Below are 14,591 nucleotides of genomic sequence, written 5' to 3'. Positions count from 1 at the left end.
TCGTTCTCCTTGCCGAACGAAAGCTCGACGGCCTGCCCTTCGTCCTCGGTATCGCCAACATCGACATCGACATGCCAGTGAGTGTGATGGCGCGTTTTCCCGCCGCACAGCGGTACGACGGCTGAGCCCGTCCGGTACACGTGGGCTGCGCCGCCGGCCCACGTGTACCCCGAATGCGTCGCGCTCGGTGAGCGACACCTCGGTGCGGCCGCGATCCACGGCGACGCTCAATGGAGTCAGCCACGAACGACGCACGGTGCCGGGGCGAGTATCGCGTCCTGATCCATTCGTCCTGTCCGTCCTCCTGGATTGGATGATCAGATGTTGTAGACGCTTCCGTCCCTGGTCACCGAGGTGGCGGCTCTGGGGGGTGACTGGATGCGCAACATGGTGACCGTCGAGGTGTGGGATCCCTCGTACCGGTGCTTCGACGTTCCCCTGTCGGAGGTCGCGGACGTGTGCCGGTCGATTCCGCTGGACGCGTCCCTCGGGCTGACCCTGGGCGACGGTGAGGACGACTGCGTCATCGTGACGGTGGAGCCGGATTTCTCCACGGTCACGGCACTGCGCGACCGGACGTTCTACAACCTGCAACTCGTCGACGATCCCGACCAGGTGGAGATCATGGTCGCCGGGGAGGAGATCCACTGGCCGCAGGGGTGCATCCTCCCTCGGGAGACGGGGATCCAGGTCCTCCTGGAGGCCGCGGACCGCGACCAGATGTGGTCCAGGCACACCTGGGTCGAACAGTGAGGTTCTCTCGCTCCGACCTCTCGGGGTGGTGACCCGAGTCCTGTAAGGCCGCTCCCAGGCGTCTCGGACCCCTGGGAGCGGCCTCCGGCTTTTCGTGGAGCAGCTGATGGTGCCGCTCAGTCGCGGAACCCGGCGTGGCCGCCGGCCTCGAGAGCTTCGACGAAGGCCCTGAATCTCGACATCGAAGGCGCATGCCACAACGCCGTCTTGTCCGCATTCGCCGCGGATTGATCAGAGGTGGGCATGCCATCAGGAGCTCACCTCGCTCATTGAGTCAGCCGTCTTCGGCGAACTGCCACAGATGTACGGTCGTGCGGTCCTCGGAGACCGTGTACCAGGTGCCATTGCCTGCGGTGCGGGCAGGCCCGGTGACGGGGAAGGGGTAGACGATCTCGCCGCGCAGGGTCATGCCACGCGGGTCGACCAGCCAGTGGCGGACAGTGCCGTGGCGGGCGTCGCACTCGGAGGTTCCGGCGACGACGGTTTCCTCGTCCACGAAAGCGGCGTCGTAGTCCCAGTGCACCCTGTCCCCGCCGGTGCTGCCCGGGTGTTCCGGCACGTTGTCCTCGGCGTCCAGTTCCCGCAGCACAGAGCCGTTCCCGACCTCGTGGAGGGCGAGGGACCACTGTCCGACGTCGACGGTGAGGAGGTGGCGGCCCGAGGGGCTTACCCCGAGGAGGACACACTCGGTGTCGATCTGCCCGGTGGTCAGCTGCCGGCCGTCCCTGCGTCCCCACAGCGCCGGTGATCCCTCCTCGCCCTCACCGATGCTCAGCCCCATCTGTGCGGGGTCCGGGTGCGGCGTGTGCTCGGAGCCCGAGGCCACGGTCGCGGTGTCCGCCCATGCCAGGACCTCTCCGCTTCTGGCGTCCAGGACCGTCCACCGTTCCTGTTCGTCCTCCGCGTCCTCGTCGTTGCCCAAGGGGCCGAGGACATGCGCCCAGACGAGTCTGCCGTCGGGGGAGACGGCGGCCGAGCCGCTGTCGGAGGAGAAGTGGTCCTCGTCCCGGGCGTACTCGTCGAAGGATCCGTGCGTCTGGGAGCAGTCGCCGCTCCAGCAGCTGTGCGGCATCTCCCACCGGGTCGTGCCGGTCGCCTCCACCGACCGCACCGCGTGCAGGCCGGCGAACACCGCCGCGTCCCGTTCCGGCGACACCGTCGCCGTGCCGAAGCGGCGCGGCCAGGGTGCCGGGAAGCGGACCTCGTGCGCGCGGTCCGTGCGGGGCAGGTCCAGGGCCAGGGCCACCAGTTCGGTGTCACCGCGCTGTACGAGCAGCCTGCGGCCGGGCCAGTGCAGCACCTGCGGAGCATCCGCCGATTCCGGTGGCAGAGGTGCGGGGATCGTGGTGACGAGACGGGCGGCGATGGTCACCGTGAGTCGGAGGTCCGCTTGAGGGCGTCGAGGAAGGCGCCGAACGCTCCGGTCGGGAAGGTGAGGGTGGCCCTGGCGGGGGCTTTGGAGTCGCGGACGGCTATGTGGGCGGGGCGGTGCGCGATCTCCACGCAGGCGTTGCCGTCGCCGCCGCCGGAGTAGGAGGACTTCCGCCAGTTGTCAGGGGTGGCCATCGGGATGCCTCACAGATCTTTCGTCAGCCTGTGGATGAGGTCACGCGACCGCGCGGGTTCGAGTGACACGGCCTCTACTCTACGGAAGAGTGTTCGGAATACGCCGAGTTGCGCCTCGGAGTCGATGAATGCCGTGCCGTGCGGGCCATCGCGTACCACGGTGTCCAACTTGGGGACGGCGTCACCTGCATACACCATGGCGGCGGCTGCGTCGGTAAAGTCGTCCAGCTCGAAGGGGATGACGCGCACCGTGACATGGTCCGCCTCCGAGAGTTCCAGGATGCGTGCAAGCTGAGCTCGGAAGGCGGCGCGGCCACCGACCCGGATGCGCAACGCCGCTTCATGGACGAGCGCCTCGTACGGGACAGGCGACGTTCCCTCGATGATCACGCGCCGCTGCATGCGATGACGTACCCGCAAATCCAGCTCGCCGCCCGGTGGTTGGGGGATCCGGGTTGCGAAGAGTGATCGTGCGTAGTCCTCGGTCTGAAGAAGACCTGGGATGTGCAGGAAGTCGACGTCCCATCGATATGTGGCGTGGTGCTCCAACTCGGACAGGTCCAAGAACGAGGTGGGCAGTTGCCCCCGGTACTCCTCCCACCAGCCACGTGTCCGATCCGTCGCCATCGCCGCAAGAGCGTCGATGAGCGCGTCGTCCGTGCAGGCGTAGTGAGCGGCGAGTCTGCGCAGCCGCTCCTCGCTCACGCCTGAGACGGCGGATTCGATCTGGCTCATCTGGACGGAGTTCACGCCGAGCAGGTTCGCAGCCTCGGTGGCCTTCAACCCGGCTGCTTCGCGCAACTTGCGCAGCTCCGCACCCAGTCGGACCTGGCGTGCCGTGGGGTGCCGTCGTGCCGGCACGGCGCCCTCCCTTCTTCAACCGCCTTGGCGTAGCGACTCGTTCGGAGGTCAGATTACGCGAGCGGCTTGCAGCGACTGAAATTTATGGCCTACCGTCAGTCACGCGACGCACACGCTGCGAAATCCCGGGGCACCGGAAGCGCACCGCTCCGTCCCGCCACGACGGCTGCGGCAGGCCACCGCCCCTCGAACCGCGACCACCCCTTGAGCCCGAACGGAGTTCACCCATGCCCGAAACCACGCAGACCACCCCCACCGACCCCTGGGAGTACTGCCTCTACATCCCCAACGACCCCCGCGCCGTCACCGTCAGCCGCCGCACCCTTCGCCTCATCCTCACCATGCACGGGCTGATCCGCCTCGTCGACGTGGCCGAACTGCTCGCGACCGAGCTCGTCTCCAACGCCGTACGGCACACCAAAGGCCCCGCCGCCCTGCGGGTGCGCTGGGCCGCCGGGGTGCTGCGGATCGGGGCGTGGGACGCCGACCCCGCGCCGCCGGAGCCGCCGGTGCCGTTGGAGCAGGTCACCGACCTGGAGGAGGGGCGGGGGCTCGGGCTCGTGCGGGCGTGCGTCGACCTCTGGGGGTGGCAGCCGCTCGCCAGGGAGGGCAACCGCGGCAAGGTCGTCTGGTGCGAGCTGGCCGCCGCCTGATCCGCTGCTGCCCCGGCTACCGCCCGTACGGGTATCCGTACGGCTGACCCTGCGCGGGCGCGGACGGAGCCGGTGCCGCGTACGGAGCCGGTGCCCCGTACGGCGGTTGCGCCCCCTGCTTCGGCCCCTGGCCGTCGAAGACGGCGAACAGCAGCATGGCCGTCGCCACCAGCAGGCACAGCACGGCGACGGCGCCCAGGATCGGGTCGCCGTCACCGCCGGACGTCCAGGACGCCCACGGGAGGGTGACGCACTCGTACAGGACGAAGGCCGCGAACGCGCCCCAGTCCGAGAGCCGGCGGCGGCGGATCGCCACGTACAGGAACGGGACCCACATCAGCAGGCCCAGTGAGCCCCAGGCCAGGACCGACCAGGCGATCCGCTGGAGCCAGCCGGCCTCCAGACGCTTTTCCATCTCCACCCCCACCTTCGCCCCCCACGGCATTGCAGGGGGCAAGAGTAGGGCACGGTCAGGACGTCTTCTTCAGGGATGCGACGATCCGCTGCGTCAGCTTCTTCGCCGTGGCCGCGCCGTTGTCGTGGCCGTCCGTCGAGAGCACGCTGACGAGGTTGGTGCCGACGCGGGCGGCGACGAGCGTCGTGCCGTTCTCCCAGGAGGGGTTCGTCAGCGTGATCGTGCAGGCCTCGTCGCCCAGGCCGGGCGTCGCCTGCCCGGCGACCTTCACCTTCGAGTGGGTCTGGGAGTCGGTGAAGGTCGCGCAGTCGGTGGTCGCGATCCTCTCCACGTCCTTCAGCACGCTCGCCGCGGTCGTGCCGCGGTAGGTGTCGATCTGCTGGGCGACCTCCTCGGACGTGTTCTTGCTGACGTAGTCGCCCTGGGCGAAGGACACCCCGGCGACACCGGTGATGTCGATCCAGGACGTGCCCTCCAGCCTCGCGCAGTCGGGCTGCGCCGGGCTCTTGGTGGCCGGCGGCTGGTACGTGTCCCCGCTGTCCCGGGTGGCGTCGGGGTCGGAGGCGAAACCGGCCGGGAAGAACGACGCCGGGGCGAGCGCCTTCTTCAGCTGGGCGCCGGTGAACAGGCCGGCGTTCGGGTCCTTGGAGTGCGACGGGGACGCCGTGGCCTTGGCCGAGGTGCCCGATGTGGAATCGGTCGAGCCGCAGGCCGCCAGGACCAGGGGAAGCGCGGCCACGGCGACGACGCGCGCGGCGCGGGACGGGATGTGCATGCAAGTCCTTCTGAATGAGCCAGCAGGGTGGCCAGCGGACCATACGACGCTCAGGGGGCGCACAGTTCACGCACAGGTCAGGGGTTCGCCAACAGCCGGTCAAGGCCGACGGGTTCGCGTCCCGGGCGCCGGAGCGCCATCGCCGGCACAGATGTTTTTGCCGTTACTTGTGATAATCATGTGCTGATCCAGGGGCTCCGTTTCCCGTTCACAGGAACCGCATCGGTTACCTTGCGATCCGCTTCAGGCGCCGGGGGGAGTGTCCGCAGCAGGACGCACGCGCCGTATCAGGGGGCCCAGCAACGTATTCCAGCGGACGTACGTCGCGCGACCGTCGCCGTACGCCGATCCGACACGCACGCGTGCCCGTGCGCGCACGTACGCGCGCGCGTGCACACAGCCACAGACAGGGGTGGGGATGGCCGAGCACCGGCAGTCCAGGAAGCGCAGGTACATCACGTGGGGAGTGGCCGGTGCCGCCGTTCTCGCGGGCGCCGGGATCGCGGCGCAGACCTCGATGGCCGCCACGACCTGGCCGGCCCAGAGGACGTTCACCGGACGCGCCTTCGACACCTGCACCGCGCCCTCCCTGTCCACCATGAAGGCCTGGCACACCGGCTTCTACGGCGCCGCGGCCGTCTACGTCGGCGGCAAGAACCGCGGCTGCTCCCAGCCCAACCTGACCGCCTCCTGGGTGAAGTCGGTCAGCTCCATCGGCTGGAAGCTCATCCCGATCTACGTCGGCGCCCAGCCGCCGTGCCAGACCAGCTCCAACCCGGAGAAGCTCACCGCCTCCACCGCCTCGACCCTCGGCACCAGCGACGCCAACGACGCCGTGGCCAAGGCCTCCGCGCTCGGCATGAAGGCCGGCAGCGCGATCTACCTGGACATGGAGCCGTACGACACCACCAACAAGTCGTGCAACGACGCCGTGCTCACCTATGTCCGCGCGTTCGACAAGCAGTTGCGCGCCAAGACCTACCGGGCCGGCTTCTACGGCTTCACCAGCTCCAGCGCCAAGGCCATCGCCACCGCGACCAACAAGACCGACCTGCCGGGCAACCTCTGGTACGCCCTCTGGGACAAGACGAACACCACCACCTCGGACTGGCCCTGGGGCTCCACCCAGTTCACCAACCACAGCCGGGCCCATCAGTACATGGTGAACAGCAAGGAGTCGCACGGCGGCGTCACCCTCACCGTCGACCGCGACGCGTGGGACGCGCCCGTGGCCATCACCGGCTGACCGTCGCGGAAGGACATGGAAAGGGGAGGGCGGAACAGATGAAACTGGCCTCGATCGGCAGGGCCGCCGTGCTGCGGCCGTACGTCAGGCTGCGGCCGTACACCGTGCGGGCCGGGCTGGCCGCGCTGCCCCTTCTCAGCCTCGGCCTGCTGTGCCCCGTACCGTCCCTGGTGATGGCCTTGCGGGGGCGTGGCGGGGCCGGCTGGTGGCCCTTCGCGGCGTTCAGCGCGGTGCTGGCGGCCTGGGTGACCGAGCTGGCCCTGACCCCCGAGGACACCCACGGGCTGCTGTTCGCGGTGGACCTGCTGCTGATCTCGCTGTCGACGGCGGGTGCCGCGGTGCACGCGTGGACGGCGTGGCCGCGGCGGTCCGGCCGCCCCTGAACCGGGGAAACGGCGGGAACCGGCGGCCCGGCTACGGCCCCGGCAGGAGAGCGGTCGGACACCGGCCCGGCAGGAGAGCGGTCCGACACCGGCCCGGCAGGAAAGCGGGAAGAACGTGAGCAAGCAGGTCAGACAGGTGACGCAGGCGCGTCCGGCCAAGGAGACGCAGGCGCCGGCGGGTGGCCCGCTCGCCGTGGCCGGGCGCGCCGCCGCCCGGCGGCTGCGCTCACTGCGCGGACGCGCCATCGCGCTCGCGGGGGGCGCGGTGGTCGTCGTCGGCGCGCTCGTCGTGACCGTGTTCCTGCTCTCCGGGCACGACGACCGCCCGCCGGTCCCGGACACCCGCGCCCGGCACTACACCGAGACCGACGCCTGCCTGCTCACCGGCAAGGACGGCATCACCGCCGGCACCGCCGCCGAGGTCTGGCAGGGCATGCAGGACGCCTCCCGTACCACCCACGCCCGGGTCAGCTACGGCCAGGTGACCGGCGAGCAGAGCGCCGGCAACGCGCGGCCGTTCCTCAACGGGATGGTGCAGCGCTCCTGTGACGTCGTCCTCGCCGTGGGCCGGCCGGAGGTCACCGCGGCGAGCGAGACGGCGCCGCACTACGGGAAGATCGGCTTCGTACTGGTCGGCGGCGGACAGTCGGGCGGACACACGGGCGGGAACGTCACCACGGTCCGCACCGGCGACGGACTGCGCGCCGACGTGGCCGCCGCCGTCGAACGGGCGGTGCGCGCCCGCGGCTGAGCCGCCCGGGAGGCGCGGCGGTGCCCGGAACCCCGGGCAGTACCTGAAACACCCCGGGAATCGTTGGTCGAATGGGTTGGCCGGAGCCCGCCCGCTGCCTAACATCGATCACCGCAAGACTTTGTGCACCGCCGCACAATCTCCAACGGGAGGTTCACTTGCACCGCCGCCGTCGCACCGCGCTCGTCCTGTCCGCCGCGATCGCCGCGGCTCCTCTCCTCGCCGCCTGCGGAAACGACGCGCACCCCGGCGCGGCGGCGGTCGTGGACGGACAGCGGATCACCGTCGCCCAGTTGCAGAGCCGGGTGGACGAGGTACGCCGCGCGCAGCGCGCCGCGGTGGCCGACGAGACGCAGTACGAGCAGGCCGTCGCCCGGACCGGCACGCTCGCCCGGGACACCCTGCACCAGATGGTGCTCGACCGGGTCCTGGACCGTGCCGCCCGGGACGCCGGGATCACCGTCTCCCCGCGCGAGGTGCAGGACATGCGCACCGGCCTCGAACAGCAGGCGGGCGGCTCCAAGGGGCTCGAGACGGCGTGGCTCCAGCAGTACGGGGTGCCGCCGCAGCGCCTCGACGAGAACCTCCGTCTCCAGGTCGAGGCCCAGAAGCTGGCGATGGCCCTGCACACCGACACCAGCCAGCCGGCCTTCTGGAAGGCGCTGTCCACCGCCTCCGGCGAGCTCCACATCGACCTCAACCCGCGCTACGGCGCCTGGGACGTCGAGAAGGGCGGCGTCGACGCCAAGACCCCGTGGCTGCGGAACGTCTCGACGCCTGCGGCGCAGCAGGCCGCCTGAGCCCCGTGCGCGGCGGGGGGCGTGCGTTACGTTCGGAAGCGTGAACACCACCGACCACGCCTCCGCGACGACCCCGCCCGCCCCCGGCCGCATCGTCCTGCTCACCACCAGCCACCGCGTCGCCCCCGGGCTGCTGTCCTGGCCGGCCTGGCAGGCGCTGCGCACGGCCGACGAGGTGCTGTGCGCGGACGCCGGGCACCCGCAGCTGCCGTATCTGCGCGAGGCGGGCGTGGCCGTGGCCGAGGCGTCGCCGAGCGCCGAGGAACTGGTGGACGCCTGCGCCGGCGGGCGCACGATCGTGGTGGTGGCGACCGGCGAGGGCGAGCCCGCCCTGACCGACGGCCTCGCCCGCCTCGCCGGCTCCGGGCGGGCCGTCATGCCGGAGCTGGAGCTGCTGCCCGCCTCCTACGACCTGCCGGGCGCCCGCCTGCTCGACCTCGTGCAGGTCATGGACCGTATCCGCGCCGAGTGCCCGTGGTCGTCCCGGCAGACCCACCGGGGACTGGCGAAGTACGCCATCGAGGAGGCGTACGAGCTGGTGGAGTCGATCGAGGAGGGCGAGCGGGAGGAGCTGCGCGAGGAACTGGGCGACGTCCTGCTCCAGGTCGTCTTCCACGCGCGCATCGCCGAGGAGGACCCGGACGAGCCCTTCTCCATCGACGACGTGGCCGGCGGCATCGTCGCCAAGCTGATCCACCGCCATCCCCACGTCTTCGGCGAGGAGACGGCCACGACGCCGGAGGAGGTCAAGGAGCACTGGCTGCGCACCAAGGCCGAGGAGAAGCGCCGCACCTCCGTCACCGAGGGCGTCCCCCTGCACCAGCCGGGCCTCGCCCTCGCGGCCAAACTGGCCTCCCGCGTGCGCACGGCGGGCCTGGAGGTCCCCTTCCCCGAGGGCGAGGGCATCGGCTACGAGCTGCTGGCCCTCGCGGCCCGCGCCGAGGCGGAGGGCGTGGACCCGGAGGCGGCCCTGCGCGCGGCGGCGAGGGCGTACCGGGACGCGATCAGGGAGGCGGAAGACAAGTAGGGCCCCGCAGGGGCCCAAGAGACGCGGGGCCGTGCCGATGCGCGGCGGGGGCGAAAACCCCGAACGGCCACCCACGACTAGGGTCAGCCCCATGCACGACCAGCCGCCCACCGACCCCGCGGACACCCCGCCTCCCCTCTTCACCTGGGAGTTCGCAAGCGACCCCTACCCCGCCTACGCCTGGCTCCGCGAGCACGCCCCCGTGCACCGCACCCGCCTGCCCAGCGGGGTCGAGGCCTGGCTGGTCACCCGCTACGCCGACGCCCGGCAGGCCCTGGCCGACCAGCGCCTGAGCAAGAACCCGGCGCACCACGACGAGCCCGCGCACGCCAAGGGCAAGACCGGCATCCCCGGCGAGCGCAAGGCCGAGCTGATGACGCATCTGCTCAACATCGACCCGCCGGACCACACCCGGCTGCGCCGCCTGGTCAGCAAGGCCTTCACGCCCCGCCGGGTCGCCGAGTTCGCGCCACGTGTACAGGAACTGACCGACGGCCTCATCGACCGGTTCGCGGCCCGCGGCACCGCCGACCTCATCCACGAGTTCGCCTTTCCGCTGCCCATCTACGCCATCTGCGACATGCTCGGCGTCCCGCGCGAGGACCAGGACGACTTCCGCGACTGGGCGGGCATGATGATCCGGCACGGGAAAGGCCCGCGGGGCGGGGTCGCGCGCTCGGTGAAGAAGATGCGCGGCTACCTCGCGGAGCTGATCCACCGGAAGCGTGAGGCCCTGCCCGCCGAGCCCGCCCCCGGCGAGGACCTGATCTCCGGCCTCATCCGCGCCTCCGACCACGGCGAGCACCTCACCGAGAACGAGGCCGCCGCGATGGCCTTCATCCTCCTCTTCGCAGGGTTCGAGACGACCGTGAACCTGATCGGCAACGGCACGTACGCCCTGCTCACCCACCCCGGGCAGCGCCATCGCCTCCAGGACTCCCTCGCCCGTGGCGAACGCGGCCCGCTGGAGACCGGCGTCGAGGAACTGCTCCGCTACGACGGCCCGGTGGAGCTGGCCACCTGGCGGTTCGCCACCCGGCCGCTCACCATCGGCGGACAGGACATCGCGGCGGGCGACCCCGTGCTCGTCGTGCTCGCCGCCGCCGACCGGGACCCGGAACGGTTCACCGACCCGGACACCCTCGACCTCGGCCGGCGCGACAACCAGCACCTCGGGTACGGGCACGGCATCCACTACTGCCTCGGCGCCCCGCTCGCCCGCCTGGAGGGCCAGACCGCGCTCGCCACCCTCCTCACCCGGCTGCCCGACCTCCAACTCGACGCCGATCCGGCCGACTTGCGGTGGCGTGGCGGTCTCATCATGCGAGGGCTGCGGACGCTGCCCGTCCGCTTCACCCCGGCAGGGCTTTCGTGACGGACGCAAAGGTGACACACGTTCAACTATGTGATCTTCACGTGATCTGCGCGGCATGAACTTGTGACGGAGGATCGTCAGCCGATACGTTCACGCATCAGCGTGGCGTACGAGCATCACCCGCCACGCCGGTCCCTGTCGTCGCCGAAAGGTCCTTGCATGCTCTCCGGGAACGGTCGCCACCGTCGCCCCCGTCAGGCTCCGGCCCTCTTCGTCACCGCCGGAGTGACCGGCTCCGCCATCGCCATCCCGCTGCTGGGCGCCACCGGCGCGCACGCGGCCGACGGCACCACGTGGGACAAGGTGGCGCAGTGCGAGACGGGCGGCTCCTGGAGCGCCGACAACGGCAACGGCTACTACGGCGGTCTGCAACTGACCCAGGACGACTGGGAGAAGTACGGCGGCCTCGACTTCGCCCCGAGCGCCGACCAGGCCAGCCGGTCCCAGCAGATAGCCGTGGCCGAGAAGATCCTCGACGACCGGGGCCCCGGCGCCTGGCCCACCTGCGGCCTGCTCTCCGGGCTCACCAAGGACTCCGGTGCCGCGAGGGTCGACACGGGTCTGGGCGACGGCTCGTCCTCGGAGTCCGGTTCCTCCGGCTCCTCCGATACGTCCGACTCGTCGCGTGCGTCGGGATCGTCGGGATCGGGTGACGCGTCCGGCTCGTCCGAATCGTCCGGTGTGGGCGACCCCGGACTCGATGACTCGTCGCGGGATGCCGGCAACCCGGGTTTCTCCGGATCCGCTTCGGATTCCGGCTCCGGTTCCGAATCCTCCTCTTCGGGTGATTCGTCCTCCGAATCCCCCGCGAATCCGTCCGATTCGCCCTCGAAGTCCGCCGAGAAGGGCGGCGCTCCCGACTCCGGCGCGACGCCCGGATCGGGTGCGGAGGGTGTCGCGACGCCCGAGGCGTCGCCTTCGACGGCCCCCAACCGTGACGACTCGGACAACTCCGGGCAGAGTGTCGGCTCTTCGGCCCTCGTCGACACCGGGGCCCTGGGCACCGGCCGGCACCGCGGCGGCAGCGCCGCCGAGGACTCGGCCGGGAGCCCGGCGACGGCCGGCGGCGGCCGTCACGCCTCCCGGGACGGCGACGGCACGCACACCGCCTCCGTCGACTCCTACACCGTCCGCGCCGGCGACTCGCTCGCCTCCATCGCCGACTCCCTTGACGTCCACGGCGGGTGGCACGCGCTCTACGACGCCAACGAGGCGGCCATCGGGTCCGACCCGAATCACATCGTCGCCGGTCAGAGCCTGGATGTCCCGGTCGAAAACGCCCAGAACTAGCGGGAGTTCACGTCACGCTTCGCGCCGAATGTCCCATTCGGTGAAAGTGTGGGATGAGTCTCAGAAGCCCTGATCGTCTTTGAAATCCGCTCGATCACGTGTCTACGGTCATGACCGCTCGCCACCGCGAGCCCCGGCTGCCGCAACGCCGAATCCTGCCAGCGGCCGTACGGGAACAGTCGTCGCGTCGAGCGCCGTAGGCAGGAGCGGGGGACCCAAGGTAAGTGCCGCACCGGACAGTTCGCCGGAGCGGCTCGGGGTGAAGCCGTGCCTCCCCAGGGGCACGGCCGGGCAACTCAACCGGCCCGAACCCGACAGCTCACCTCGCAGGCGTCGGTGAGGGGATCCATCCATGCTGTTTTCCGGCAAGGGCAAGCACCGTCGTTCCTCCAAGGCCACCCGCGCCATCGCACTCGCCGGTGTCGCCGGCGCCGCCGTCGCCGGCCCGCTGATGGCGGCCGGCAACGCCTCCGCCGCCACCGCCTCCGAGTGGGACGCGGTCGCCCAGTGCGAGTCCGGCGGGAACTGGTCCATCAACACGGGCAACGGCTTCTACGGCGGCCTCCAGTTCACCACCTCCACGTGGGCCGCGTACGGCGGCACCGCCTACGCCCCGCGCGCCGACCTGGCCACCAAGGCGCAGCAGATAGCCGTCGCCGAGAAGGTCCTGGCGGGTCAGGGCAAGGGTGCCTGGCCGGTGTGCGGCAAGGGTCTGTCGAGCACCCCGTACAGCGGTGCCGCGGCCTCCACCGGCAGCACGACGAAGAGCACCACGACCAAGAGCACGACGACCAAGAGCACCGCCACCCGCTCCACCGAGCAGCAGGCGGCCAACCGCTCCGCCACGCGTCCGGCCCCGAAGAAGACCGTCACCACCCCGACCGGCAAGAAGGTCGAGAAGGGCGACGGCGAGTACAAGGTGGTCTCCGGCGACACGCTCAGCTCCATCGCCGCCGAGCACCACGTCAAGGGCGGCTGGGAGAAGCTGTTCCAGCTGAACAAGGACATCGTCGAGGACGCGAACCTCATCTACCCCGGCCAGCAGCTGCACCTGAAGTAAGCAGGGGGCGGCGCGGGCCGCAAGCCGCAGGCCCGCCCCCCCGGTCCCGCGGGCTTCCCGTCCCGCGGGCCCCGTCCCCACGGACTCCCCGCCCCGGCGCGTGTTCCCCCGTACGCGCCGGGGCGGGGGCTTTTCTTCACCGGGCGTTCCTCTCGTCTTTCCGCATCTCCGCCCCGCCCCTTTGTTCCGAGCGGGAACAATGTGTACCGTCACCCTGTCCACGGGACGGTCGGTCGGTCGGCCGGGGCCCCGGGACGGTTAGGCTCTAGTCGCAAGGCTCACAAGCCCCGCACTTTCAGCGTCACATCCACGAAGGAGATGCTCGTGCCGTCCATCGACGTCGTCGTAGCCCGGGAAATCCTGGACTCCCGAGGCAACCCCACGGTCGAGGTCGAGGTCGGCCTCGACGACGGCAGCACGGGTCGTGCCGCCGTCCCGTCCGGCGCCTCGACGGGCGCCTTCGAGGCCATCGAGCTGCGCGACGGGGACCCCAACCGCTACCAGGGCAAGGGTGTCGAGAAGGCCGTCCTCGCCGTCATCGAGCAGATCGGCCCGGAGCTGGTCGGCTACGACGCCACCGAGCAGCGCCTGATCGACCAGGCGATGTTCGACCTGGACGCCACCGACAACAAGGGCTCCCTCGGCGCCAACGCCATCCTCGGCGTCTCCCTCGCCGTCGCCCACGCCGCCTCCGAGGCCAGCGACCTGCCCCTCTTCCGCTACCTGGGCGGCCCGAACGCGCACCTGCTGCCGGTGCCGATGATGAACATCCTGAACGGCGGCTCGCACGCCGACTCCAACGTGGACATCCAGGAGTTCATGATCGCCCCGATCGGTGCGGAGTCCTTCTCCGAGGCCCTGCGCTGGGGCACCGAGGTCTACCACACGCTGAAGAAGGTCCTGAAGACCAAGGGCCTGTCCACCGGCCTCGGCGACGAGGGCGGCTTCGCCCCGAACCTCGGCTCCAACCGCGAGGCCCTCGACCTCATCCTCGAGGCCGTCAAGCAGGCCGGGTACGTCCCCGGTGAGCAGATCGCCCTGGCGCTCGACGTCGCCGCCTCCGAGTTCTACAAGGACGGCAAGTACCTCTTCGAGGGCAAGGAGCGCTCCGCCGCCGAGATGACGGAGTACTACGAGGAGCTCGTCGCGGCCTACCCGCTCGTCTCCATCGAGGACCCGCTGTTCGAGGACGACTGGGCCGGCTGGAAGGTCATCACCGACAAGCTCGGCGACAAGGTCCAGCTGGTCGGCGACGACCTGTTCGTCACCAACCCCGAGCGCCTGGCCCGCGGCATCGAGGAGGGCACCGCCAACGCCCTGCTGGTCAAGGTGAACCAGATCGGCTCGCTGACCGAGACCCTGGACGCCGTCGAGCTGGCCCAGCGCAACGGCTTCAAGTGCATGATGTCCCACCGCTCCGGCGAGACCGAGGACGTCACCATCGCCGACCTGGCCGTCGCCACCAACTGCGGTCAGATCAAGACCGGCGCCCCGGCCCGCTCCGAGCGCGTCGCCAAGTACAACCAGCTGCTGCGCATCGAGGAGATCCTCGACGACGCCGCCGTGTACGCCGGCCGCAGCGCCTTCCCGCGCTTCCGCGGGCACGTCGAGGTCTCCAAGGGCTGACCTCCACCGG

At 70.7% G+C, this 14,591-nt stretch carries 16 protein-coding genes and 1 riboswitch; of the genes, 11 read left to right on the top strand and 5 right to left on the bottom strand.

Annotated elements, in window-relative coordinates; translation table 11 throughout:
• Window positions 1–378 precede the first annotated feature (378 nt).
• Entirely contained in the window at window positions 379–753 is a 375-nt protein-coding gene (locus ABZ484_RS27115; RefSeq protein WP_358868536.1) for a hypothetical protein, read from the top strand.
• 274 nt (window positions 754–1,027) lie between these two features.
• On the opposite strand, the gene ABZ484_RS27110 is transcribed toward ABZ484_RS27115, so the two are convergent.
• The 3 genes from ABZ484_RS27110 to ABZ484_RS27100 form a co-directional block, all read right to left on the bottom strand.
• Window positions 1,028–2,053 (bottom strand): hypothetical protein, encoded by a 1,026-nt coding sequence (locus ABZ484_RS27110; RefSeq protein ID WP_358868535.1) that lies wholly within the window; start codon window positions 2,051–2,053, stop codon window positions 1,028–1,030.
• A gap of 68 nt (window positions 2,054–2,121) precedes the next feature.
• On the bottom strand, window positions 2,122–2,319 hold the full coding sequence (locus ABZ484_RS27105; protein ID WP_358868534.1) for a DUF397 domain-containing protein: 198 nt from the start codon (window positions 2,317–2,319) through the stop codon (window positions 2,122–2,124).
• Between the two features lie 9 nt (window positions 2,320–2,328).
• Window positions 2,329–3,180 (bottom strand): helix-turn-helix transcriptional regulator, encoded by an 852-nt coding sequence (locus ABZ484_RS27100; protein ID WP_358868533.1) that lies wholly within the window; start codon window positions 3,178–3,180, stop codon window positions 2,329–2,331.
• 227 nt (window positions 3,181–3,407) lie between these two features.
• Between ABZ484_RS27100 and ABZ484_RS27095 the strand changes: the two genes are divergently transcribed.
• Window positions 3,408–3,833, top strand: coding sequence for an ATP-binding protein (locus ABZ484_RS27095; RefSeq protein WP_358868532.1), 426 nt, complete (start codon window positions 3,408–3,410; stop codon window positions 3,831–3,833).
• Between the two features lie 16 nt (window positions 3,834–3,849).
• Here the strand turns inward: ABZ484_RS27095 and ABZ484_RS27090 are convergent, their stop codons facing one another.
• Complete coding sequence (locus ABZ484_RS27090) at window positions 3,850–4,248, bottom strand: hypothetical protein (protein ID WP_358868531.1); 399 nt, start codon at window positions 4,246–4,248, stop codon at window positions 3,850–3,852.
• Between the two features lie 55 nt (window positions 4,249–4,303).
• Window positions 4,304–5,023 carry a hypothetical protein gene (locus ABZ484_RS27085; RefSeq protein ID WP_358868530.1) on the bottom strand — a complete coding sequence of 240 codons (720 nt, stop codon included), beginning with the start codon at window positions 5,021–5,023 and terminating at the stop codon, window positions 4,304–4,306.
• A gap of 418 nt (window positions 5,024–5,441) precedes the next feature.
• On the opposite strand from ABZ484_RS27085, the gene ABZ484_RS27080 reads away from it, so the two are divergent.
• From ABZ484_RS27080 to eno, 9 genes are all read left to right on the top strand, one after another.
• Window positions 5,442–6,269, top strand: coding sequence for a glycoside hydrolase domain-containing protein (locus tag ABZ484_RS27080; RefSeq protein WP_358868529.1), 828 nt, complete (start codon window positions 5,442–5,444; stop codon window positions 6,267–6,269).
• A gap of 38 nt (window positions 6,270–6,307) precedes the next feature.
• Complete coding sequence (locus ABZ484_RS27075; RefSeq protein WP_358868528.1) at window positions 6,308–6,652, top strand: hypothetical protein; 345 nt, start codon at window positions 6,308–6,310, stop codon at window positions 6,650–6,652.
• 115 nt (window positions 6,653–6,767) lie between these two features.
• Window positions 6,768–7,403 carry a hypothetical protein gene (locus tag ABZ484_RS27070; RefSeq protein ID WP_358868527.1) on the top strand — a complete coding sequence of 212 codons (636 nt, stop codon included), beginning with the start codon at window positions 6,768–6,770 and terminating at the stop codon, window positions 7,401–7,403.
• 158 nt (window positions 7,404–7,561) lie between these two features.
• Complete coding sequence (locus ABZ484_RS27065; protein WP_358868526.1) at window positions 7,562–8,203, top strand: SurA N-terminal domain-containing protein; 642 nt, start codon at window positions 7,562–7,564, stop codon at window positions 8,201–8,203.
• A gap of 40 nt (window positions 8,204–8,243) precedes the next feature.
• On the top strand, window positions 8,244–9,230 hold the full coding sequence (locus tag ABZ484_RS27060; RefSeq protein ID WP_358868525.1) for a nucleoside triphosphate pyrophosphohydrolase: 987 nt from the start codon (window positions 8,244–8,246) through the stop codon (window positions 9,228–9,230).
• 91 nt (window positions 9,231–9,321) lie between these two features.
• Window positions 9,322–10,605, top strand: coding sequence for a cytochrome P450 (locus ABZ484_RS27055; RefSeq protein WP_358868524.1), 1,284 nt, complete (start codon window positions 9,322–9,324; stop codon window positions 10,603–10,605).
• A 159-nt stretch (window positions 10,606–10,764) separates the two neighbouring features.
• Window positions 10,765–11,895 (top strand): transglycosylase family protein, encoded by a 1,131-nt coding sequence (locus ABZ484_RS27050; protein ID WP_358868523.1) that lies wholly within the window; start codon window positions 10,765–10,767, stop codon window positions 11,893–11,895.
• A gap of 182 nt (window positions 11,896–12,077) precedes the next feature.
• Window positions 12,078–12,243: riboswitch (cyclic di-AMP (ydaO/yuaA leader) on the top strand.
• A gap of 4 nt (window positions 12,244–12,247) precedes the next feature.
• Window positions 12,248–12,955, top strand: coding sequence for a transglycosylase family protein (locus ABZ484_RS27045; protein WP_358868522.1), 708 nt, complete (start codon window positions 12,248–12,250; stop codon window positions 12,953–12,955).
• A gap of 318 nt (window positions 12,956–13,273) precedes the next feature.
• Window positions 13,274–14,581 (top strand): phosphopyruvate hydratase, encoded by a 1,308-nt coding sequence (gene eno, locus ABZ484_RS27040; RefSeq protein ID WP_030164070.1) that lies wholly within the window; start codon window positions 13,274–13,276, stop codon window positions 14,579–14,581.
• Window positions 14,582–14,591: the final 10 nt, after the last annotated feature.

The organism is Streptomyces sp. NPDC006393, from assembly GCF_040628575.1.
Lineage (GTDB): Bacteria > Actinomycetota > Actinomycetes > Streptomycetales > Streptomycetaceae > Streptomyces.
This window is presented reverse-complemented; position numbering and strand designations above follow the sequence as displayed.

Bases quoted from the DNA above. Each gene is read 5' to 3' on its own strand.
- ABZ484_RS27055 (WP_358868524.1), top strand. From the start codon at position 9,322: ATGCACGACCAGCCGCCCACCGACCCCGCGGACACCCCGCCTCCCCTC.
- ABZ484_RS27080 (WP_358868529.1), top strand. From the start codon at position 5,442: ATGGCCGAGCACCGGCAGTCCAGGAAGCGCAGGTACATCACGTGGGGA.
- ABZ484_RS27085 (WP_358868530.1), bottom strand. From the start codon at position 5,023: ATGCACATCCCGTCCCGCGCCGCGCGCGTCGTCGCCGTGGCCGCGCTT.
- ABZ484_RS27050 (WP_358868523.1), top strand. From the start codon at position 10,765: ATGCTCTCCGGGAACGGTCGCCACCGTCGCCCCCGTCAGGCTCCGGCC.
- eno (WP_030164070.1), top strand. From the start codon at position 13,274: ATGCTCGTGCCGTCCATCGACGTCGTCGTAGCCCGGGAAATCCTGGAC.
- ABZ484_RS27115 (WP_358868536.1), top strand. From the start codon at position 379: ATGCGCAACATGGTGACCGTCGAGGTGTGGGATCCCTCGTACCGGTGC.
- ABZ484_RS27075 (WP_358868528.1), top strand. From the start codon at position 6,308: ATGAAACTGGCCTCGATCGGCAGGGCCGCCGTGCTGCGGCCGTACGTC.
- ABZ484_RS27105 (WP_358868534.1), bottom strand. From the start codon at position 2,319: ATGGCCACCCCTGACAACTGGCGGAAGTCCTCCTACTCCGGCGGCGGC.
- ABZ484_RS27090 (WP_358868531.1), bottom strand. From the start codon at position 4,248: ATGGAAAAGCGTCTGGAGGCCGGCTGGCTCCAGCGGATCGCCTGGTCG.
- ABZ484_RS27095 (WP_358868532.1), top strand. From the start codon at position 3,408: ATGCCCGAAACCACGCAGACCACCCCCACCGACCCCTGGGAGTACTGC.
- ABZ484_RS27045 (WP_358868522.1), top strand. From the start codon at position 12,248: ATGCTGTTTTCCGGCAAGGGCAAGCACCGTCGTTCCTCCAAGGCCACC.